Source organism: Gaiella sp. (assembly GCF_039915195.1).
Classification (GTDB): domain Bacteria; phylum Actinomycetota; class Thermoleophilia; order Gaiellales; family Gaiellaceae; genus Gaiella.
This window is the reverse complement of the sequence record NZ_JBDSNT010000098.1, coordinates 1-20,419: the sequence shown is the minus strand read 5'-3', so window position 1 is coordinate 20,419 and position 20,419 is coordinate 1. Positions and strand designations below refer to the sequence as shown.

Below are 20,419 nucleotides of genomic sequence, written 5' to 3'. Positions count from 1 at the left end.
TCACACCTTCCGGATATCCGCTTTGCCGAGGATGCCCTGCGGGCGGAAGACGAGGAAGAGGATCAGGAGAACGAAGACGAGCAGGTCGGACCAGCGCGTCGAGATGTATCCCTGCGCGTACGACTCGGCGAACCCGAGCACGAGACCACCTGCCATCGCGCCCGGGATCGACCCGATGCCGCCAATCACGGCAGCCGTGAAGCCTTTTAGACCGATGAGAAACCCAATCGTCGCGTAGGTCGGGATGCGCAGGGCGAACAGCACCCCGGCCGCGCCTGCGAGCGCCGAGCCGAGAACGAAGGCAAAGACGATCACCCTGTCGATGTCGATCCCCATCATTGCGGCGGCCTCGCGGTCGTGGGACGTCGCGCGCATCGCCTTGCCGACCCGTGTCCGAGTGACGAGCATCCAGAGAAGAATCATCATCACGAAGGCGGAGACGATCGTGATGATCCGGATCATTGGGACCCGAACGTTGCCGATGTCGAACCCATCCGTGTACAGCGCTCCACCGTTGAGCGAGAACGTGTCGTAATTCCTCGGTGCAGCACCGAACATCAGCTGCATCGAGTAAGCGATGAAGAACGAGACACCGAGAGCGCTGATCAGAGGTGCGATGCGAGGCGCGTCACGAAGCGGTCGGTAGGCGAACCGCTCGACGACGACACCGAGCGCCGCACAACCGGCCATCGCGGCCAGCGTGATCAGGATGAGGAGCGCCCAGACCGGGACGATCGGGTTGACGGTTCCACCGAGGAGCTGGATCGCGCCGAAGCCGATGAACGTGCCCACCATGAACACGTCACCGTGGGCGAAGTTGAGGAGCTTGAGGATGCCGTAGACGAGCGAATAGCCGAGCGCGATCAGCGCATACACGCTGCCGAGGGTGAGGCCGTTGAGGGTGAGCTGGATGAAATTGTCCATGCGGATCGCGAGTCTAGCGCGGAACCGCGTCAGCAACAAAAAAAGGGGCGACCGGCCGAACCGGCCCGGTCGCCCCTCTTTCACACGTCGGCTAGCTAACGAGCTTGTACGTGCCGTCCTTCTGGATCTCGAAAATGTAGAACTGTGCGTTCAGCGGATCGTTCGACTTCGTCGAGAAGCGGAACCTACCACCGAGGATCGAGTCCTTCACGATGATCTTCTTGACGTTACGGACGACGTCACGACGGTTCTTGATCTGCCCCTTACCGAGATCGCACGCCTTCTTGATCGCATTGAGTGCGACCTGCGTTGCGAGGTAGGCAGGAGGGCCGAACGAGCCAAGAGCCTTGCCGGGGTTGTCCTTCTTCCAGCCCGCGATGACCGCCTTGTTGTAGGCGATCCCGCTGATGTCCGGAGCGAAGTTCGACACGAACGAGCCCGGCACCTTGAACTGCGAGCTGTCGTTCGAGCCGTCGCCGCCGAAAACCTTCGCCTTCTTGCCCTGTTCGAGCAGCTGCTGCGCAATGTTCTGCGCGTCGCCCGGCTTCTGCGTGGGGAAGAACACGAAGTCCGCGCCGCTCGGGACCTTCGTCACGAATGACGAGAAGTCCGTCACCGTATTGGCGACCGAGAGGCGGGTCGTCGCGACGCCCTTCGCCTTCAGGACGAGCTGCGTAGAATCCGAGAGACCCTGTGAGTACGGCTCCTGGAAGTCGAACAGGACGACGTTCTTGGCACCCTTCTTGATCATGAAGTTGGCATCAGAGGGGCCCTGGATGTAGTCGCCCGGGACGACGCGGAAGAACGCGGGAGTGGCGGCCTTCGGCGAACCCTTGGTCAGCGACGTGCGCGTCGCCGACGGCGAGATATGCGCGAGGCCGGCATCGAAAAACGCCTGGCTCGAGGCTGCCACGTTGCCGGAGGTCGACGGTCCGAGAACTGCGACGACTGTCTTGTCGGCGATGAACTTCTGAGCAATCGTCTGTGCGATGGCCGGACCCTGCTCGACAGGAGTATCACCCGTGATGAGCTTGATCTTCAGACCGTACTTCGGCGCGAGCGTCTTGACGGCGTACTTCGCCCAGCTGAGCTGCTCGTTGCCGAGGAAGCCTGCGCCACCGGTGAACGGTGCAGTGAAGCCGATCTTGAGCGTGCCCTTGCAGCTCACTGCCTGGGTCTTCGCGGCCGTCGTCGATCCGGCGCCCGCAGTTGAGGCGAACGCTGAGGCCACAACGGCCAGGACAGCGATCACCGACATTCCACGTCGTTTCATTCCCTTACTCCTCCTTGATGGGTGTGCATGGTGTTGGACGTCGATCATGCAAAGTTGTTGCACACGGCCTCGCGTATCCTCGCTCTCCCTCGAACGCGTCGTAGGAGTGAAGCACTCACGCGTGTGACATGTCAACCTGGCGACAGTTCGTTCACGATCGGGGTGCGAGCGCTTCGATCCACCCTGCGGTGTCGAGGAACTGCCGGAAGCGCCACACCGTCCCGTCACGTAGTCCCCAGATGTGAACGAACGGGACATCGAGAACCTTTCCCGTCTCCTTCGCGACACCCCGGTAGCGGCCGAGCACGACGATCTCGTCGCCGGCATCGAGGAACTCATCAGGGACTGCGGAGAACTCCGACCACCAGTCGCGGTCGAGCGGGTCGAAGACATTCGCCCTCACCTCGGCGAGCCCACGATACGTCCCGCCGTGCGGAAGTCCTTGCGCCTGCTCCCACTCGATCCCCTCGTCCATGTCCGCAAGAACAGCGCCCATCTCTCCCCTCGCAAAGGCGTCGTACGACCTGCGGACGATGGTCACGTTCACAGCGCGCAGCGTAGTTGAGAAGATGGGAGGCGCATGGCTACCGACATCTTCGTAACCCCGGACGCCGAATCAGCGGCCGCCGCTGCCGCCGCACTGCTCGCCGAGGCTGCAGCTGCGGGCGGCTCGATCGTCCTCGCGGGTGGCTCTACTCCCCGGCGCGCGTACGAGCTTGCGGCGGAGATCCAGTCCGACTGGGGTGACGCCGAGGTCTGGTTCGGCGACGACCGCTGCGTCGCGCCACGCGATCTGCGATCGAACCAACTGCTCGTGCGCGAGGCGTTGCTCGAGCGGCTCGTCGTCCCGCCCGCCGTGCGCGCGATCCCGACAACGCTTCCTCCCGACGCAGCAGCGGCCCTCTACGACGCGGCCCTCACGGACGAGATCCTCGATCTCGTCCTGCTCGGCCTCGGCCCTGATGGCCACACCGCATCGCTCTTCCCCGACGCCCCCTCGCTCGATGTTCGGGAACGACTTGCCGTCGTCGCGGAACCCGGACTCGAACCCTTCGTGCAGCGGATCACGCTCACGATTCCCGCGCTCGAGTCCGGACGGCACGTCGTCTTCCTCACGGTCGGCGAGGGGAAGGCCGCCGCCGTTCGTCGTGCCTTCGGCGAGGAGCCGTCCCACGCCACGCCGGCGAGCCTCGTGCGCTCGAGAGAGGGGCGAACCACCGTGATCCTCGACGAGGCGGCGGCCTCGATGCTTCGCGAGGGCGGGACAGGTCCCGCCCCTACGGGGCCCTAGATGGACGACCACGCGCGGTACCGGCAGCGAAGCCTCTGGCTCGACGGTGCGCTTGCAGAGTTCACTCCTCGCCCGCAGCTCACGGGGGACGTGGATGTCGACGTGGCCGTCGTGGGCGGCGGCTACACGGGCCTCTGGACCGCGTATGCCCTGGCGATCCGTGACCCCGGAATTCGCATTGCCGTCGTCGAGGCGGAGACGGTCGGTTATGGCGCCTCGGGCCGCAACGGAGGCTTTGTCTCGGCGGGCATCGCGGGCGAGGCGCGCGTCTACGAGCGGTCTCACGGGAAGGACGGGATCGTGCGGGCCGAGCGCGCGATGATCGACGGCGTCGGCTGGATCGGCGATGTTGTCGCGAGCGAGGCGATCGACTGTGGCTGGACAAGAGGCGGCGCGTATCGAGTCGCAACGAGTGTGCCTCAGCTCGCGCGGGCAAAGGCAGGAATCGAGGCGAAGCGAGCTCGCGGCTACACGGCGGACGACGCGTGGTTCGTGACTGCTGCCGAGATCGACGCAGAGGTGCGGGTCGCCGGCGTCCTCGGTGGAACGTATACCCCACACTGCGCCCGCGTCGACCCGGCGCGACTGGCGCGGGGACTCGCCGAGGCATGCGAACGGCGCGGGGTCGTCATCTTCGAGCAGTCACCCGTGACCTCGATCGCAGCGGAGACCGTGAGGTGTGGCCGCGGATCGATGCGCGCGGACATCGTCGTGCGAGCAACGGAGGCGTTTACGACGCGCCTGCCCGGCGAGAGCCGTAGCTATCTCCCGATCGCCTCCCACATGCTCGCGACAGAGCCACTTTCCCAGGAGGCCTGGGACGAGATCGGTTGGCGCGGTTGCGCCCCTGTCGCAGACCAGAGCTATCAGTTCGTCTACGCCCAGCGGACGCCGGACGGAAGGATCGCGCTCGGCGGGCGCGGGTTGACCTACCGGCGTGGCGGGGCGATCCGTGAGCAAGACGAGCTTCAGCCGGCGATCCATGCCCGCCTCGAGCAAGCGTTGAGGCGACTCTTTCCCGCGGCGTCGGGCGCTGCGATCAGCCATCGCTGGGGCTGCTACTTCGCCGCGCCGCGCGACTGGAGCATGGGCGTCGATTTCGACCGGGCCTCCGGGCTCGCGCGCGCCGGCGGCTACTCGGGCCACGGGGTCGTCGCCTCGAGCCTTGCCGGGCGCACACTCGCCGATCTGGTCACCGGCACCGAGAGCGAGCTGACCGGCCTGCCATGGGTTGGCCACCGGAGCCGCCGCTGGGAGGCAGAGCCGCTGCGGTTCGTGGCGACTCGAACGATCGCGGCCGTGGCCGCGAGCGCTGACGCGGCCGAGGATCGCACGAATCGCACTGCACAAAGGATCCGGTTCGTGCGGCGCTGGCTACCCGGGCGCTGACCAGGATGGAGCCATGACCGCGCAACCGGGACGCCGCAGCTTCAATCTCCATATCGACCCCGTTTCGGGAGTACGACCTGGAGGGACCGGTTCAGCCCGAGATGGCGTGGCTGCCCCGGAGCCGTGACGATCGCGCACGACCACGACGGGATGGAGGAGTTCCTCGTTCTCGAAGGTGATCTCGGCGACTCCGACGGGACGGTGTTCGGCCCCGGCGGCTTCATCAGCTACGAGGCCGGGACGCACCACAACTCGAGCACCGTCGGCAGGTGCCTGATCGCGGTGTTCGAGTGGCAGCGGCCGGCCGGCCCTCCGACGCCTGGCTCGTAGGGGCTATGCGGAGCCTCGCGTCAGCGCGCGTAGGGGCTATGCGGATCCTCGCGCCAGCGAGGCGAAGCGTCGCCCATCCAGGCGAATCGCTCAGCGCGTCCGCCGATAGCGCCGGATCAGCGCGTTCGTGGACGCGTCGTGCGTCAGCTCCGGCTCGTCTGTCGCTTCGAGCTCCGGCACGATGCGCTGCGCAAGCACTTTCCCGAGCTCGACGCCCCACTGATCGAACGAGTTGATCGACCAGATCGCGCCCTGCACGAACACGCTGTGCTCGTACAACGCGACGAGGGCTCCGAGCACCTCGGGCGTGAGCCGCTCCGCCATGAGCACGTTCGAGGGCCGGTTGCCGGCGAACGTCCGATGCGGAACGAGCCACCCGGGGTTCCCCTCGGCCGCAACCGCCTCAGCGGGTTTGCCGAACGCGAGCGCCTCAGCCTGTGCGAACACGTTCGCGACGAGCAGGTCGTGGTGATCGCCGACCGGGTTGAGGCTCTCCGAAAAGCAGATGAAGTCGCACGGGATGAGCCGCGTGCCCTGGTGAATGAGCTGGTAGAAGCTGTGCTGCCCGTTCGTGCCGGGTTCGCCCCAGTAGATCGGACCGGTGTCGACGCCGGCGGGCGACGAGTCGAGTCGGGTGCTCTTCCCGTTCGACTCCATTGTCAGCTGCTGCAGATAGGCCGGGAACCGCTCGAGGTAGTGGTCGTACGGAAGCACTGCGGCGGTCTGCGAGCCGAAGAAATCGGAGTACCAGACACCGAGGAGTCCCATCAGCACGGGCATGTTCTCGGCAAGCGGAGCGTTGCGGAAGTGCTCGTCCATGGCGTGGAAGCCGGCGAGCAGCCGTTCGAACCCCCCGGGCCCGATAGCGAGCATCGTCGAGAGCCCGATTGCCGAGTCCATCGAGTACCGCCCACCCACCCAGTCCCAGAATCCGAACGCGTTCGTCGGATCGATGCCGAACTCGGAGACGCCGCCGAGGTTGGTCGAGACAGCGACGAAGTGGCGGGCGACGGCGCTCTCATCACCGCCGAGGCCGTCGAGCAGCCAGCGGCGTGCGGTGGCCGCGTTCGTCATCGTCTCGAGCGTCGTGAACGTCTTCGAGCAGACGACGAACAAGGTCTCGGCCGGATCGAGGCCGCGGGTCGCCTCGACGAAGTCCGTGCCGTCGATGTTGGAAACGAAGCGGAAGGTCAGGTCGCGGCGGCTGTAGTGGCGGAGTGCCCGGTACGCCATCACGGGCCCGAGGTCCGAGCCGCCGATCCCGATGTTGACGACGTTGACGATCGGTGCTCCCGTGAAGCCCTTCCACTCACCCGAGCGCACCGCGTCCGCGAAAGCGGCCATCCGGTCGAGCACGGCGTGTACTTCTTCCACGACATCGACGCCGTCGACGACGAGCGAGCTCCCGCGCGGCATCCGTAGGGCGACGTGCAGAACCGAGCGATCCTCGGTGATGTTGATCCGCTCACCGGCGAACATCGCGTCGCGACGCACGGCGACTCCCGCCTGGACGGCGAGATCGAGCAGCAATGCGAGGGTCTCGTCCGTGACCCGATTTTTCGAGTAGTCGAGGAAGATCCCGGCCGCCTCGACCGTGAGCCTTTGCGCACGGGCGGGGTCAGCGGCGAAGAGGTCGCGAAGATGCCGCCCCTCCATCGCGCCGAAGTGCCGCTCGAGCGCCGACCAAGCCGTGGTGGTCATCTCGACCACTCCCGGCCTAGAAAAAGAACTGCCGCCACGCGTCCCACCAGTCGTCGGCACGGGAGATGATCATGCGGTCGCTGACCCGCTCGACACCGGGCCTGTGGCGCAGCGCGTCTGGCGCTCGCGTGTTCTTGTACTCGACCTGGATCTCGCACGGGCTTCCGGGCAGGAACGGCTCGACGGCGGAGAGATCGGCGAGAGCCCGGCGGGCACCGTCTTCGATCAGTGCCCGGGCGCGAAGCGGCGCGATGTTACGGGCCGACTGCGACCCGAGCCCTTGCTTGACCGCGACGGTGACGAGCTCCTGACCGAGGAGTTCGCGCGCCTCGTCACAGGCGGCATCGTCGCCGGAGACCATGAGGACAGGGCAACCCCAGTTGCCGCAGAGGGCCGCGTTGATCCCCGTCTCGCCGACGAGAACACCGTTGAACCAGAGGTTCTGCCACACCTGACCGGAGACGGTGTGGTTCATCACGCCGCGCCGTGTGCCGGCCATCGCGTGCATGCCGATGAACAACGCCGCGTCGACGCCACTCTCGAGGAACTCCGTGTACTCCGTCCACTCGTCCTGAACGACAAAGTCGCACGCCTCGTCGAGGAGCTCAGGGATCAGCGAGTTGAACATCCACTCCCCACCGGCGCCGTGGCAGTCCATCGCGACGATCTCTGTCGCTCCCGCAGCCTTCGCTCCGCGAACCGCTGCGTTGATCTCCTCCGTGTAGAGGCGGCGACTCTCCTCGTACATCGGCGCCCCGCCCGTGGTCTGCCCACCCTTTGTGACCCCAGAGACGCCTTCGAGGTCGCTGACGATGAACACCTTCATGCCGTATAGCCTACGCCTTCGTGGATACAGGTCTCGCAGGCAAGGGGGTCGTCGTCACCGGCGCGTCGGGTGGAATCGGTGGGGCGTGTGCGCGCCAGTTCGCGGCCGAGGGAGCGAACGTTCTCGTCCACTACCACCGTGGTGAGGAACGAGCGCGGGCCGTGTCGGAGGAGATCGGCGGCGCGCCCATCGCGCAGGCCGACCTCACCGTCGAGGCCGATGTCGACCGCCTCTTCGAGAATGCGCGCGAGACGCTCGGGACGGTGGATGTGTGCGCGGCGGTCGCGGGCGTCTGGCCGACCGAGGACACCCCGGTCTGGGAGCTTCCGCTCGAGCGCTGGGAAGAGACGATGCGCCAGAACCTGACTGCCACCTTCCTCACCGCACGGGCCTTCCTGCGCGAGGTGGCGCGCACCGGTCACGGCTCGCTCGTGCTGGTCGGCTCGACGGCAGGGCGCTTCGGGGAAGCGGGCCACGCCGACTACGCTGCCGCGAAGTCGGCGCTTCAGGGTGGGCTGCTGCTCTCACTGAAGAACGAGGTGACGCGCGTCGCCCCCCTCGCACGCGTCAACGCGGTCGCACCCGGCTGGACCGAATCGACGATGACGCGCGGCATGGTCGACCCGAAAGCGGTGCGACGGATCTCCCGCACGATGGCACTTCGCAAGGTCGGCCAGCCCGATGACGTCGCTGCGCAGGTTGTCGTGCTCGCCTCCGATGCTCTCTCCGGCCACATCAGCGGCCAGGTCATCACGGTGGCTGGCGGGATGGAAGGCCGCGTCGTCCACGACGACGCCTGACGCGCGACGTACTCCGAAGCAGAAACGAGAAGGGCGGCGAATCGCTCGCCGCCCCGTCTCTACTGCCAGTGTCAGGAATGATTGCCGTCAGTCCCCGACCCGGAAGCTACTTCTGTATCGGCACCCGAGAACGAACCTTGAGTGCCGCCCGAATCGGCCTTCCAACTGAAGGAGGGGCCGCCGCCAGACGCCCCTCCTCCTCGCAGGCTCCCGAGGAGAGGAACCGTATCGCCCATCTACGCGTCCGCCGCACCGTCGCGCCGATGAGATGACCTCACTATCACCATCCGGGGCTAGTTGATCAATCACTCGGACGGTGTTGACGACGGTGGTTGACTCGAGGGGCCGAGGCATGCGCCTCGAAGCATCCAATCGATCGACCCGCGCCTCCCCCTAGACTCAACGCCATGGCGGACTTCCTCGAGCGGCTACGGATCGGGCCGCCGATCGTGGCCGACGGCGGCATGGGCGCGTTGCTTGCAGGCGCTGCGCCCGGATTGCGGTGCCCTGAGGAGGCGAACATCCGAGCTCCCGAGAGCGTTGTCGCCGTGCACGTCAGCTACATCCGCGCGGGCGCCGAGCTGATCGAGACGAACACGTTTGGCGCAAACTGCCGCAAGCTGGCGGCAAAACTGCTCGAGCACGAGTTCGAGGCGATCAACTCGGCCGCGGTACGGCTCGCGCGAGAGGCACGCGAGGTATCGGGCCGGGACGTCCTGATCGCGGGCGCGATCGGACCTCTGGGTGAGCTCGAGGTCTTCGATACCGGCGAACACGGCCCGTGGTACGCGGAGCAAGCCGGGATCATGGAGGGCCGCGGAGTGGATCTTTTCATGCTCGAGACGTTCTTCGACCTCGACGAGCTCTGTTCCGCCGTCGCTGCCGTTCGTGGGGTCTCGTCGCTCCCGATCGTCGCGTTGCTGACGTTCGACGACGAAGCCGAGACCACGGGCGGGATCGACGCGTACACCGCCGCCGTGAGGCTAGCCGGGCTCGACGTCGCCGCGATCGGGACGAATCACGGCGCCGGCCCCCTCGCTGCGCTCACGGCTCTCGACGCCATGGGTGGCGTGGGCCTTCCACTTGCCGCCCTCCCGAACATCGGTCTCGCGGGGATAGTCGGCGGACGCGTGGTCTACCCCCATTCGACTCCCGAGTACTTCGGCGACTTCGCGGCCCAGGCTGTCGCTCTGGGGGCGAGGATCATCGGTGGGTGCTGCGGCACCACACCCGCGCAGATCGAGGCGATCCGCGCGGCCCTCGACGAGGACCGAAAGCCGCGGATGGCGTTCGAGACGCAGGCGAGCTTCCAGCCGCATGAGCCCTCGGCGGCTGCAGGCGAGACGCGGCTGGCCCGTGCATTGCGGGAGGGTGAATGGGTTGTCAGCGTCGAGCTCGATCCTCCGAAGGGAGGGACGAATGACGCGATGATCGAGGTGGCCCGCACTCTTCTCGCCTCGGGAGCCGTCGGGTTCGTCGACGTGAACGACAACCCGATGGCGCGCGCCCGGATGAACGCGCTCATGGCGTCGATCGCGATTCAGCGCGAGGTGGGAATCGAGACGATCCCTCATGTCACGCCACGGGACACCACCGTGATGGGTCTCGAGGGCGTGCTCCTCGGGGCCCATGCAGAGGGCGTCCGCAACATCCTTGCGGTGACCGGCGATCCACCGCATGTCGGAGATTACCCCGGTTCACGGGGAGTCTACGAGATCGATGCGATCGGACTCGTCCAGCTTCTCGCGGGACTGAACAGAGGTGTCGACTACGTCGGCAAGGCGATCGATCAGCCGACTTCGTTCTTTATCGGTGTCGCCGTCAATCCGTCGGCGGACGATCCCGACCTGGAGCTCGCGCGATTCGAAAGGAAGGTGGCGGCCGGCGCGAGGTTCGCAATGACGCAGGCCCTCTTTGACGTCGACGCGCTCGAGCGCTTTTTGGAACGGCTCGGCGGAGCTTCACCGATTCCCCTCCTCGCGGGAGTCTGGCCGCTTCGGTCGCACGTGATGGCACTCCGACTTCACAACGAGGTTCCCGGGATCTCGGTGCCCGACCATGTACTTGCCGCGCTACGCGATGCGGGCTCGGACGCGCCCGCTGTCGGTCTCTCCCTCGCGCGCGACCTCCTCGAATCGCTGCGTGACTTCGTTCCGGGCGTCTACGTGATCCCGCCGTTCAAGCAACCGGAGGCCGCACTCGACCTACTCATGTAGGTGAGGAACGAACGCCGGTTGGCGTCGCCACGGTCTGGTCGGCCGTGTCCTACCGCTCGACGCAGGGCGTCTCGATCGCGACTGTGCCCGCCTTCGCCAGCGCGGCCCGCACGGCGGCGGTCGGCACGCCGTAGCCGCCAGCGCGTCCCGCTCGCTGGGCGAACACGGTCGTGATCACACGACCACGTGCATCGACGACCGGGCCGCCCGAGTTGCCGCTGCGGATCGTGCCGCGGATCGTCGTCACGTCGCGCGGCGTCGGGAAGTTTCCAAAGGCGTCCCGACCGACGATCTTGACGACCCTGCCGACGCGCACCGCTGTCTCGGTGTACGGGCCATTGGCGGGGTACCCGAGCATTCCCCCCGGCGTTCCCTCGACCGCCTCGGCGAGCCGCAATGCTCGCGCGGCAAGTCCGGGGACGCGCAGGACCGCAATGTCGTTCTTCTTGTCGAAGACGACGACCCGGGCATCGAGGAGGTCACCGTCGTTCCGATCGACACGGGGCTCATTGACGCCGGCGACGACGTGCGCGTTCGTGACCACGAGCCCCGGCCCGGCGACCCAACCCGATCCCTCTATTCCGAGGCCGCAAGCATTTCCGATCACACGCACGACGCTGAGGGCCGCCGATGTGACGCCTGCCGAATCGAGGACGGCCGCGTCGGGCTCCGTGACTCCGGCGGGAGGACCGGCGATCGTGCCGAAGGGGTCGATGCCGGCGAGCGTGTCGATCAGCCGGGCCGCCGGATACTCCTCGTTGAGAGTGGAGAGGATCGTGGACTCCTGGGCGTAGCGCCGGAGCTCGGTCTCGCCGGGGAGGTAAAGGAGGACTGCGCCGACGGCCCAGCAGAGCGCGAGCCCGAGCGCGGCTCCGAAGAACCCTCCCCCGGCAGAATCGAGCAACCGCAGTGGCGGGATCACGATGAGCGTTCGGCGGATGGCCCGGCCCGCATAGCCGCCGAGCGCCTGTCCGAGCGCAGCGACGACCATCGCCGTGCCAACGGCGATGAGCGGCAGCCAGCGCGCGCGCGCATCCCCGACGAGCGCGGGACCGAGCCGTGTCCCGAGGTAGAACCCGATCACGAGCCCGCCGAAGGAGAGCACGCCAACGACGAGCCCGCGCCGGAAACCCATCAGCGCGGTGAGCGCAACGAGTCCGAGGGCGATCAGATCGACGGTCGACACCCTCCTCCTTTCGGAAGTGAGGCGGCCACACCTTTGCCGAGCGCACGGTCGATTCGGGCCTCCGTAGGGATCTCGCGCGGCTCGCTCAACCGGATCCAACCGGCGCCGCTACAATCCGACGGCCCACGGGGGCGTAGTTCAGTTGGTTAGAACGCCGGCCTGTCACGCCGGAGGTCGCGGGTTCGAGTCCCGTCGCTCCCGCTTCTCACCTCGGGCCTCCTCGCGCCGACGCGAGGATCTGCCTACCCGAGGAGAAGCGGCGCGAGATCGCGCGGCCGCAGCGTGAAGGCCGCATGGTCGGCGGCGAGCTCGACGGGCTCGACACCCAGGCGCGCCGCCATCTCACGCTGCCTCTCCGGCGGCAAGAGGCTGTCCTCCGTGCACAGAACGTAGGTGCAGGGCACGTCCGGGAGCGACCGGCCGGGCCAGGGCTGCTCCATAGCCGCCCAGCCCTGGGGGCGCTGCGTGGCCTCGAGGAAGGCTAGATACGCCTCCCGCTCCTCGGGCGGCACGATCGAGGCCAGCAGCTCGCGATCAAACGACCGGCAGCCGTCACCGTCGTCGTGCGAAACCGCCAGGATCATCTCGCGGGTCTCGGCGCCTGCGATGTCCGCTATCGAGCGCCCCGGTTCGGGGACAAAGGCCGTCACGTAGACCAGGCGGTCGACGTGCGCCCGGTCGGGCACGAGCGAGATCGTCGCGCCACCCGCCGAGTGGCCGACGACCACGACCGGCCCCTCGATCCCGGCCATCGCCTCGACCACTGTGCGGGCGTAGTCCTCGAGCATGGCGACCGGATCGGTGCACGGCAGGTCAATGGCGATCGCGCGGTGACCGAGCGCCTCGAGCTCGGGGATCACCGGCGCCAGCTCGGCGGGGCTGCCGAACCCGCCGTGAACCAGGACGAACGTCGTCATCGGGTGCGCCTCCTCACAAGGAGTCTCGTCATCCTGTGGATCGTCCATCCTAGCCGAGCTGCCACACAGATTGTGAACATGGTCACAATACTTCGGCTACTCTCACAACTCATCGGTGCAGTCGGCCGCCCCACGAAAGGTCGCGCGATGCGCGCAGTATTCGGTGCTTGTGTCCGGCGAGGGAACCGATCGCTACCGAGCTGCTGGTTGGCTCGTGCCCAACCGGTGCGCTGTGCTGGAGGCGACGGCGGCCGTGGAGCGCTGCCGTCGACGGCTACCGCGACTCGGATGCTTTCCCGCCGTGGGAGCTGAGCGGCCGGGGGCCGTGGGGCGCCCGAGCCGGCGTCGAGGTGACGAGCTCGAACGCGCGTTCTCCGACCGCTTTCTCGAGGCGTTGACTGCCGGTGATCCGGCGGAGGCCGAGGCGGTCGGTCAGGCTGCCCTCGATGCGGGGATGGCGGTTCCCGCGATCCACTCATGTGTGATCGCGCCGGCGATGCAGCGGATCGGAGACCTTTGGCAGTCCGATGCCATGACCGTCGCCGACGAGCATCTCGCCACCGCGATCTCCGCGAGCGTGCTTGGCCAACTCTTCCCCCATGGCCTCAACGCCCCACCGCGCTCCCGCCAACGGATCATGCTGGCTGCCGCACCGGGCGAGCATCATGTCCTGGGTCTACGGATGGCCGCGGACGCTCTCGAGGGAGCGGGCTTCGACGTGCTCTACCTCGGTGCGGATATGCCGCTCGATGGTTTGCTCAACGCGTGCCGCGCTCATAAGCCTGCCGTCCTCGGGCTCTCCGTGACGATGCCGCTGAATGTCCCGGGACTGATCCGTGAGGTCGAAGCCGTCGGTGCTCTCGCGAACGCACCGCAGATCCTCGTTGCCGGTCAAGCTGCGCCGCTGCTGCTCGAGCAAGGGCTCGACGTTCCGGTGATCTTGCACTCGGAGGAGGTGGTGTCGGTCGTCGAGCGGCTTCTCTCCCTACCCCACATCGGCGACGTGGTTCCGCCGGAGCTCGCCGCCCGCGTCCCTCCGACCCGCTCCGGGGACCAGGCCGGGTCCGACTCCTCGCGTACCATCGAAAGCCGGTTCTCGACGACAGTTCAAGCCGCGTCCGAGACCGCCCGCGTGGCCGGTCGGCACGCATATGCGATGGAGCGACTCGCCTACCATGATCCACTGACCGGTCTCTGGAATCGGCGAGCCTACGACGACCGGTTCCAGACCATCACCGACGGCGACCCGGCGAGCGCCATTCTGATGATCGACGTCGACCAGTTCAAGCAGGTCAATGACACCTTCGGCCACGCGGTCGGTGATGCGACCCTCGTCGGTGTCGCAAAGGCGATGTTGGAGACCGTGCGGCCTGGCGATTTCGCATCACGGCTGGGCGGAGACGAGTTCTCGATTCTGCTCCCCGCAACAGATCTCACTCAGGCAGCCGCGATCGCGGAGCGGTTTCGATCGAGGGTCGAGGGCACGATGCGCGACCCGCCGGTGACCGTGAGCGTCGGTGTCGCCCGGACAGGCAGCAGCCGCCGCGCCTCGAGCCTTGCGGGTGACCGGGCGCTGTACGACGCCAAGGAGCATGGTCGGAACCGGGTCACCGTGACGGCCGACTGACCTATGTATATCTCGCTTTCACAGCTCCGGATCGATCCGGAGCGCGCACCCGAGCTGATCGAGGCGTTCCGGATGCGATGCGGCCTCGTCGACACGAACGCCGGGTTCATCGACCTCCAGGTCTGGCAGTCCGAGCGCGACGCTGGCGAGATCATGATGGTCAGCCGCTGGAAGGACAGGGCCTGCTTCAAGGCCTACATGAAGAGTGCAGACCACCGCGCCTCGCACGACCGCATCAGCAAGTCGCTCCTCACCGCGATCGAACTCGAAGCTCTGCAGCACATGCGCACCTACGAGGTCGTCGCCGAATGACGCGGCCGATGCCTCCGAGCGGAGCGAACCCGCCACCCGAGATGCGCACTTCGAGCGGAGCGGTGATCGAGCTGCTCCCGATCGCCCACGAAATCTGCAGACGCTACCACGACGAGTTCGCTGACGAGTACGAGCGGTACGGCCCCGAGGGCCAGGCCTGGTGCCTCCACGACAACCAATACCTGCTCGCCTGGGCGATCCAGGACGTGCGAGATGGGACCGTCGACCTGATCGAACAGGCACTCTGGCTCGCCGATGTCCTCGCGAGTCGCGACTTCCCGGTCGAGCGGCTCGTACGAGACCTCGAGATCGCAGCGGATGTCGCTGGGAAGACGATCGTGGCCGACCACCTCGGTCGCGGCGTTTCCGTCAGGCTGACTGCTGCGGCGATAGCGGTCAGAGCGACTCTGACCGAACCTGGCAGCACCTAACCCGACCACTCGACGTCAAGCCTCTATCGTCGAGGAGCTGCGCTCATCGTCGTCTTCCGCTGGACCGGCTCCTCCACGCCGCCGGGGTAGCGCTGGTAAACGCTCCTGCCAGTACGACGCCCCGCCCGATCACGGCGCGGACGTGCTTGGACTCGTTGTTCTAGCTCCATCTGCGCCAGGTCGCTCGCGCATCCGCGGGATGCTCGCACCTCACACAGGTTGGCGGCCGGCTTGTCGTCGCGCGTCGCTCTCGGCGGACTCAACCCTGACCCACCCCTGGGAGATCGGAGCCTCCGGGCACCCCGTTCGACCGGATGAGAGACGCGTCCACCTACCAAGCGCTGCGATGGCCACCGATGTCGCGACGATCATGCCGGCGCGAGTGCGACCGGTAGTGAGATGGTTCTCTGTTGAATGCATGAGGTCAGTCAAGCGGAGGCACTTGTGCCCCCGCTGTGACTCACCTGAGCCTCGCCCCTGAGTCGCGCCGTCAGCTTCCGCCGGCGGGTTCCGGCGCTGGCGTGGCGGGAGTCGGCGCACCGGCGTGCGGCGCCTCGATCGTCAGGTTCGGGAGCACCCGGTCGAGCCAGCGCGGCATATACCAGGACTTCTCACCCATCAGCGTGAGGAACGCCGGGACGAGCGTCATGCGCACGACGAGCGCGTCGGTGAGGATCGCGACCGCGAGGAGCAGGCCGAACTCCTTCGGCACGCGATCGGCACTCAGGATGAACGCTGCGAACACGGTGCCCATGATCAAGGCCGCAGCGACGACGACACGACCGATGGCCGAGATCCCGTGCTCGACCGCCGCCCGCGTATCGAGGCCGTGGACGTGCTCCTCCCGGATCCGACTCATGATGAAGACCATGTAGTCCATCGAAAGCCCGAACAGGATCGCAAAGGCGATTGGTGGTACGAACGTCTCGATCGGCCCCGTCTTGTCGAGGCCGGTCAGGCCGAGAAGATGCCCCTGCTGGACGACGAGACCGAGAACGCCGAAGCCCATGAAGGCCGAGAGGAGCGTCGTCACGGCAGCTGTCGCCGAGACGACGATCGACCTGAAGGCCATCGCGAGCACGATGAACGTGACGCCGATGATAAAGAGCAGGAAGATCGGCATCCGGCTGATGATCTGATCAGCGATGTCCTTGAAGGCCGCGGTCTGACCCGACACGTAGGCGACGGCATCACTGCCAGCGACCGCCGCCGGGACGACGTCGCTGCGTAGCGTGTCGACGAGCGTGTCCGTGGCCGCGTCCTGAGGTGCGGAGTCCGGCGTCACGAACACGATAGCGACCGTGCCCGGGTCGTTGAACTGGGGCTCGCCGGCCGACGCGACCCCGTCGAGACCCTTGACGCGTTCGTAGATGCGCGTCGCCGCCTCCTTGTCGCCGTTCACGTCGACGACGATCGGGATCGGACCGTTGAAGCCCGCCCCGAACCCTTCCGCAAGCAGGTCGTACGCTCGACGGCTCGTCTGCTCGAGCGGCTGCGTCCCCTGGTCGGCAGCGCCGAGACGCACAAGGGCAGATGTCCCCGCGAGGATGAAACCCGCGATCAGGAGGACGGGGAAGACGACCTTCGCATTGGCCGTCACGAACCTGCCCCAGCGGGCGATGGGCGTTCGGTCTCGCGCCTCTTCCGAGTCGTCGACGGCGCGGATGAAGGGGATCTTGAGTCGATCGACCTTGTGCCCGAGCAGCGAGAGAACCGCGATCAGGAGAGAGTTCGCGATCAGCACAGTGGTGAGTACGCCAAGCGCGCTCCCGATTCCGAGCTTCGTGACGAAGTCGAGGCCGATGAAAGCGAGGCCGGCAACCGAGATGGCAACCGTGGCTCCGGCGAAGATCACCGCTCGACCGGCAGACGCGCCCGCCTCAGCGGCTGCGTCCTGCTTCGAAAGCCCATCGTGGAGGAGCTGCCTGAAGCGGGTAACGATGAACAGCGAGTAGTCGATCCCGACACCGAGCCCGATCATCGAGACGAGAATCGGTGTGATCGTGTTGATCTTCGTGAACCCGGCAAGGATGAAGAGCAGCAGGAACGCGGTGATGAGCGCAACGATCGCGAGGGCGATCGGAATGAGCATCGCCACGAAAGTGCGGAAGACGAACAGCAGCACGATGATCGCCGCGAGCAGGCCGAGTCCCTCCGAGGCACCTTGCTCGACGGGCGGGAACTCGGCGTCGCCGTTGAACTCGACCGTCACCCCGGCGGGCTCGACCGTCTCGCGGACGGCGTCCTGGACAGCGACGACGGCGTCGCGATCCTTCCCCTCGATCACCTGGTCGAACTGCGCCTGCGCGTAGGCGATACGGCCATTGTCCGAAAACGTCTCGTCGTCGAACGGATCGGCAACCTCCGTCAGGCCCACGGTGTCCTCGGAAGGCTTGAACTCGGACGACTCGAGCCGCGTGATCGCCTTCGCGATCGCGGCCTTACGAACCGGTGTATCGAGGCTCTCACCCTCCGGTGCAGCGAATACGAGGTTGAGGACTCCGCCCTGCTCCGATGCAAACTCGGCTTCGAGAAGATCGGTCGCCTTCTGGGTGTCAGATCCGGGGATCGTGAACTCGTCCTCGAGGGCGCCGCCGACCGTGGCGACGAGCGCGATCAGCACCGCGATGATCCCGAGCCAGCTCACGACGACGCGCCAGGGGTGCGTCGCGCAGGAGCGCATCCAGCCCGCCAGGGCGCCCGTCGCAACGCGCTCGTGCGACGCCACGCGCTCGTCAGTCGGGCTCGCGGTCGGGGTTGTACCGTGCTCGGGTTCAGTCATCGCGTTTCGTTCTCCTTGTCGCTACGAGGTTCAACCATCGGCGGGCGAGGTCGGTAGGGCTGTCTGATCGGGGCCATTCTAGACTCCGGCCAGCCAGGGCTGCATCGGACTCCTGCACTCCAAGTCAAGGGTTCGGGGCAGGCGCTCAGCGAGCGGTGCACGGTGGCAGAGCCCGATCGCAACACTCATCAGAGGAGCGAGATCGCGACCCTTTCGAGGCGATCCAGCGCCTCCTGCATCCCGCCCTCCATTCCGGAGTTGATATGTCCGTTACGGCCTTCCTTGTTTCGGTGTTGAACGAGAACCGTTAGAGCAGTCCGCCCGTCGACCTCGGTGAGCGTGAGGGTGTCAAGATGTGCCTCTGCACTCCGTCGCTGCGTGATGGAGATACCGTCACGCCGATGCCGTATCAGAACAGAGTCACACCGTTCAGCGAGCTCGTCGCCGATCCCGCTCGCGGCCTCGTCTACGGCAACCGCGGCTGCCTGCACGACGAACACGGAGTGATCCGGCGGCGCTACGCGGTGCGACGCTGGATCTCCTGCCGGCTCGAGTTTCGCGGCTGGCAGCGAGGAGCGTTCTTGCAGCCGGGGAAGTTCACGGAGCTCTTCTTTCTCGACGAGGCGACTGCGTTCGCCGCGGGGCACCGTCCGTGCGCTCTTTGCCGCAACGAGGACTACCGGACGTTTGTGACGATCTGGCGCGGGCTCCACCCGGGCGACTCCGAAGGAGCTGACCGACTCGATGCCCGGCTGCACGACGAGCGCGTTGCTCCTCGCGCCTGCGGAGGTCACGTGCAACGGCGCTTCGAGGCACCGGTCGAGACGCTGCCGGACGGGACGTTCGTCGTCCATGACGGGAGTGCGTTCGTCGTGCGCGGAGACCGGCTACTTCGCTGGGCGCCCGCAGGCTACGACGTTGCGCTCGCTCGTCCGAGCGGTCGAGCGACAGTGCTCACACCCCCATCGCTCGTCGAGGTGTTGCGTGCAGGCTGGGATGGGGTCGTGCCGCTGTTGCATCCGTCCGCGGGAGCCCGGACGACGAGCTGAAGCCCGTCCGCGCACCCCTCAGCGGCCGAGTCCCTTCGCCTTGAGCCACTCTCCAACGCGATCGAACAGCCCCGGTGCGTACGTGTCAGAACGGAGCATCTCCGAGGTCAGGCCCGTCGTCGTCTCGACAAGCGCGTGGTTTGCGTTCGGGAAGTCGACGACCGTGATGTCGCGGCCGAGCTCGGCCGCGAGCGGAGCGAGCCGCCGCTCCGAGAGCCCCGGCGGTACGTGCCGGTCGCGACCTCCGTAGACCCAGAGCGAGGGGATCTTCAGCTTCCGCACCCACGGGATGGGGTCGACTCCTCCCGGCCCGGCCTTCAGCACCTGCGCGTCGATCTGCGCGTCCGTGAGTGTCGCTGCACGCTCGCCCTCGCCGGCGAGGTCATGCCAGAGGTCGTTCTCGTCCACCGTCACGGCAGGCCCGGAGAAGACGAGGAGGAAGCGGATAGCGGCCTCCCTCGAGGCGGCGAGCGGGACGATCCATCCCCCCTGGCTGTGTCCCGTCAGCCCGATCCGCTCTGGATCGATCTCGGGCTGGGCGGCGAGGAAGCGCGCGGCTGCCTGGGCGTCGCGCGCAAGCGTGTCGATGGTGCCTGCCGTCGCCGACTCGCCTGGATAGGAGCCGCCCGACTGGCCGATCCCGCGCTTGTCGTAGACGAGGACGGCAACGCCGTGGCGCACGAGCATCGACGTGAGCTCGGGCAGGTAGGCGCGCTGCGTCGGTCCCGAGCCGTGCACGAACACCGCGCCTGCGTGCCTGCCGGCTCCCGGCGGGATCAGCAGTGTCCCCGACAGCCAGGCTGACCCGCTGCGGAACTGCACCTCGAGTTGCCTCACGCCCACTCGTGCCGTGGACTTCCCGTCAATGACGGCTGAACCAGTGCGAATCCGAATCGTGCCGGTGCTCGGCGAGCGGGTCGCGAAGCCGGAGCCGATCGAGAACCCGGTACCCGCCTGATAGAGCGCGCGTACTCTGCCCGAGTCGAGGTTGACGATGCGAGCCGGGCCGTACGGATCGTCGACGACGGCGGTCTGGCCGTCGGAAGTCGAGTAGAACCCCCGGGCGATGAGCGCCGGCGCGTTGCCCGCGCGCGCCGAGAACGTGCCACGGAGGGCGCCCTGACGCACCGTTCCCTTCATTCGCCCGCCCGACACCGCGCCGTCGAAGACGAGCGGGGAAGGCCGCCCGGGAAGCTGGAAGCGAAGCTTCGCGCCGGAGGCGACGAGCGGCACCGACTGCAGATCCGCGTGCCCGACACCGAGCGCGACGAAGGCGCGCTTGCCGCTGACCGCCAGCGAGAACTGGCCCGGCCCGCCGAGCGAGTAGGTCCCGATCCACGACCCAGTCGCAGTGCGCGTTCCACC

18 protein-coding genes and 1 tRNA gene are annotated in these 20,419 nt (G+C 67.1%); 10 read left to right on the top strand and 9 right to left on the bottom strand.

Features of this window, described 5'->3' with window-relative positions:
* From ABIR74_RS09850 to ABIR74_RS09840, 3 genes are all read right to left on the bottom strand, one after another.
* Window positions 1-924, bottom strand: a complete 924-nt coding sequence (locus ABIR74_RS09850) for a branched-chain amino acid ABC transporter permease (RefSeq protein WP_348177561.1) — start codon at window positions 922-924, stop codon at window positions 1-3.
* A 91-nt stretch (window positions 925-1,015) separates the two neighbouring features.
* Window positions 1,016-2,197 (bottom strand): branched-chain amino acid ABC transporter substrate-binding protein, encoded by a 1,182-nt coding sequence (locus tag ABIR74_RS09845; RefSeq protein WP_348177559.1) that lies wholly within the window; start codon window positions 2,195-2,197, stop codon window positions 1,016-1,018.
* A 151-nt stretch (window positions 2,198-2,348) separates the two neighbouring features.
* Entirely contained in the window at window positions 2,349-2,744 is a 396-nt protein-coding gene (locus tag ABIR74_RS09840; protein WP_348177557.1) for a nuclear transport factor 2 family protein, read from the bottom strand.
* Window positions 2,745-2,777: 33 nt separating this feature from the next.
* On the opposite strand from ABIR74_RS09840, the gene pgl reads away from it, so the two are divergent.
* The 3 genes from pgl (at window position 2,778) to ABIR74_RS09825 (ending at window position 5,207) form a co-directional block, all read left to right on the top strand.
* Complete coding sequence (pgl, locus tag ABIR74_RS09835) at window positions 2,778-3,488, top strand: 6-phosphogluconolactonase (protein ID WP_348177555.1); 711 nt, start codon at window positions 2,778-2,780, stop codon at window positions 3,486-3,488.
* On the top strand, window positions 3,489-4,877 hold the full coding sequence (locus ABIR74_RS09830; protein WP_348177553.1) for an FAD-binding oxidoreductase: 1,389 nt from the start codon (window positions 3,489-3,491) through the stop codon (window positions 4,875-4,877).
* A gap of 123 nt (window positions 4,878-5,000) precedes the next feature.
* Window positions 5,001-5,207 (top strand): cupin domain-containing protein, encoded by a 207-nt coding sequence (locus ABIR74_RS09825; RefSeq protein WP_348177551.1) that lies wholly within the window; start codon window positions 5,001-5,003, stop codon window positions 5,205-5,207.
* Window positions 5,208-5,297: 90 nt separating this feature from the next.
* Here the strand turns inward: ABIR74_RS09825 and pgi are convergent, their stop codons facing one another.
* Window positions 5,298-6,908: a glucose-6-phosphate isomerase gene (gene pgi, locus ABIR74_RS09820; protein WP_348177549.1), complete on the bottom strand. Its 1,611-nt coding sequence runs from the start codon at window positions 6,906-6,908 to the stop codon at window positions 5,298-5,300.
* Window positions 6,909-6,924: 16 nt separating this feature from the next.
* The gene (locus tag ABIR74_RS09815) at window positions 6,925-7,734 is read right to left on the bottom strand and encodes a M55 family metallopeptidase (RefSeq protein ID WP_348177547.1); all 810 of its coding nucleotides are present in this window, start codon (window positions 7,732-7,734) and stop codon (window positions 6,925-6,927) included.
* A 20-nt stretch (window positions 7,735-7,754) separates the two neighbouring features.
* Here ABIR74_RS09815 and ABIR74_RS09810 point away from each other — a divergent pair, with 20 nt between their 5' ends.
* Window positions 7,755-8,534 carry an SDR family oxidoreductase gene (locus tag ABIR74_RS09810; protein ID WP_348177545.1) on the top strand — a complete coding sequence of 260 codons (780 nt, stop codon included), beginning with the start codon at window positions 7,755-7,757 and terminating at the stop codon, window positions 8,532-8,534.
* A gap of 407 nt (window positions 8,535-8,941) precedes the next feature.
* On the top strand, window positions 8,942-10,750 hold the full coding sequence (locus ABIR74_RS09805; RefSeq protein ID WP_348177543.1) for a bifunctional homocysteine S-methyltransferase/methylenetetrahydrofolate reductase: 1,809 nt from the start codon (window positions 8,942-8,944) through the stop codon (window positions 10,748-10,750).
* 49 nt (window positions 10,751-10,799) lie between these two features.
* On the opposite strand, the gene ABIR74_RS09800 is transcribed toward ABIR74_RS09805, so the two are convergent.
* Window positions 10,800-11,936: a MarP family serine protease gene (locus ABIR74_RS09800; protein ID WP_348177541.1), complete on the bottom strand. Its 1,137-nt coding sequence runs from the start codon at window positions 11,934-11,936 to the stop codon at window positions 10,800-10,802.
* Between the two features lie 127 nt (window positions 11,937-12,063).
* Here ABIR74_RS09800 and ABIR74_RS09795 point away from each other — a divergent pair.
* Window positions 12,064-12,137 (top strand) — tRNA-Asp (locus ABIR74_RS09795).
* A gap of 41 nt (window positions 12,138-12,178) precedes the next feature.
* Here the strand turns inward: ABIR74_RS09795 and ABIR74_RS09790 are convergent.
* Window positions 12,179-12,853 (bottom strand): alpha/beta hydrolase, encoded by a 675-nt coding sequence (locus ABIR74_RS09790; RefSeq protein WP_348177539.1) that lies wholly within the window; start codon window positions 12,851-12,853, stop codon window positions 12,179-12,181.
* A gap of 301 nt (window positions 12,854-13,154) precedes the next feature.
* On the opposite strand from ABIR74_RS09790, the gene ABIR74_RS09785 reads away from it, so the two are divergent.
* The 3 genes from ABIR74_RS09785 to ABIR74_RS09775 are packed head-to-tail and all read left to right on the top strand — an operon-like array spanning window position 13,155 to window position 15,223.
* Window positions 13,155-14,480 carry a diguanylate cyclase gene (locus tag ABIR74_RS09785; RefSeq protein ID WP_348177537.1) on the top strand — a complete coding sequence of 442 codons (1,326 nt, stop codon included), beginning with the start codon at window positions 13,155-13,157 and terminating at the stop codon, window positions 14,478-14,480.
* Window positions 14,481-14,483: 3 nt separating this feature from the next.
* Entirely contained in the window at window positions 14,484-14,792 is a 309-nt protein-coding gene (locus ABIR74_RS09780) for an antibiotic biosynthesis monooxygenase family protein (protein ID WP_348177535.1), read from the top strand.
* Window positions 14,789-15,223, top strand: coding sequence for a hypothetical protein (locus ABIR74_RS09775; RefSeq protein WP_348177533.1), 435 nt, complete (start codon window positions 14,789-14,791; stop codon window positions 15,221-15,223). Before ABIR74_RS09780 ends, ABIR74_RS09775 begins: the two co-directional genes overlap by 4 nt.
* 490 nt (window positions 15,224-15,713) lie before the next feature.
* Here ABIR74_RS09775 and ABIR74_RS09770 read toward each other — a convergent pair whose 3' ends face one another.
* Window positions 15,714-18,005 carry an MMPL family transporter gene (locus tag ABIR74_RS09770; RefSeq protein ID WP_348177531.1) on the bottom strand — a complete coding sequence of 764 codons (2,292 nt, stop codon included), beginning with the start codon at window positions 18,003-18,005 and terminating at the stop codon, window positions 15,714-15,716.
* 401 nt (window positions 18,006-18,406) lie between these two features.
* On the opposite strand from ABIR74_RS09770, the gene ABIR74_RS09765 reads away from it, so the two are divergent.
* Window positions 18,407-19,054, top strand: a complete 648-nt coding sequence (locus ABIR74_RS09765) for a hypothetical protein (RefSeq protein WP_348177529.1) — start codon at window positions 18,407-18,409, stop codon at window positions 19,052-19,054.
* Between the two features lie 18 nt (window positions 19,055-19,072).
* Here ABIR74_RS09765 and ABIR74_RS09760 read toward each other — a convergent pair.
* Window positions 19,073-20,419: alpha/beta fold hydrolase (locus tag ABIR74_RS09760; protein ID WP_348177527.1), on the bottom strand; the 1,347-nt coding region annotated here is incomplete at its 5' end.

What these genes read in the sequence shown, in the direction of transcription:
- ABIR74_RS09850 (WP_348177561.1), bottom strand. Translation starts at nt 924, where the DNA reads ATGGACAATTTCATCCAGCTCACCCTCAACGGCCTCACCCTCGGCAGC.
- ABIR74_RS09845 (WP_348177559.1), bottom strand. Translation starts at nt 2,197, where the DNA reads ATGAAACGACGTGGAATGTCGGTGATCGCTGTCCTGGCCGTTGTGGCC.
- pgl (WP_348177555.1), top strand. Translation starts at nt 2,778, where the DNA reads ATGGCTACCGACATCTTCGTAACCCCGGACGCCGAATCAGCGGCCGCC.
- ABIR74_RS09830 (WP_348177553.1), top strand. Translation starts at nt 3,489, where the DNA reads ATGGACGACCACGCGCGGTACCGGCAGCGAAGCCTCTGGCTCGACGGT.
- pgi (WP_348177549.1), bottom strand. Translation starts at nt 6,908, where the DNA reads ATGACCACCACGGCTTGGTCGGCGCTCGAGCGGCACTTCGGCGCGATG.
- ABIR74_RS09815 (WP_348177547.1), bottom strand. Translation starts at nt 7,734, where the DNA reads ATGAAGGTGTTCATCGTCAGCGACCTCGAAGGCGTCTCTGGGGTCACA.
- ABIR74_RS09805 (WP_348177543.1), top strand. Translation starts at nt 8,942, where the DNA reads ATGGCGGACTTCCTCGAGCGGCTACGGATCGGGCCGCCGATCGTGGCC.
- ABIR74_RS09790 (WP_348177539.1), bottom strand. Translation starts at nt 12,853, where the DNA reads ATGACGACGTTCGTCCTGGTTCACGGCGGGTTCGGCAGCCCCGCCGAG.
- ABIR74_RS09780 (WP_348177535.1), top strand. Translation starts at nt 14,484, where the DNA reads ATGTATATCTCGCTTTCACAGCTCCGGATCGATCCGGAGCGCGCACCC.
- ABIR74_RS09775 (WP_348177533.1), top strand. Translation starts at nt 14,789, where the DNA reads ATGACGCGGCCGATGCCTCCGAGCGGAGCGAACCCGCCACCCGAGATG.
- ABIR74_RS09770 (WP_348177531.1), bottom strand. Translation starts at nt 18,005, where the DNA reads ATGACTGAACCCGAGCACGGTACAACCCCGACCGCGAGCCCGACTGAC.
- ABIR74_RS09765 (WP_348177529.1), top strand. Translation starts at nt 18,407, where the DNA reads ATGCCGTATCAGAACAGAGTCACACCGTTCAGCGAGCTCGTCGCCGAT.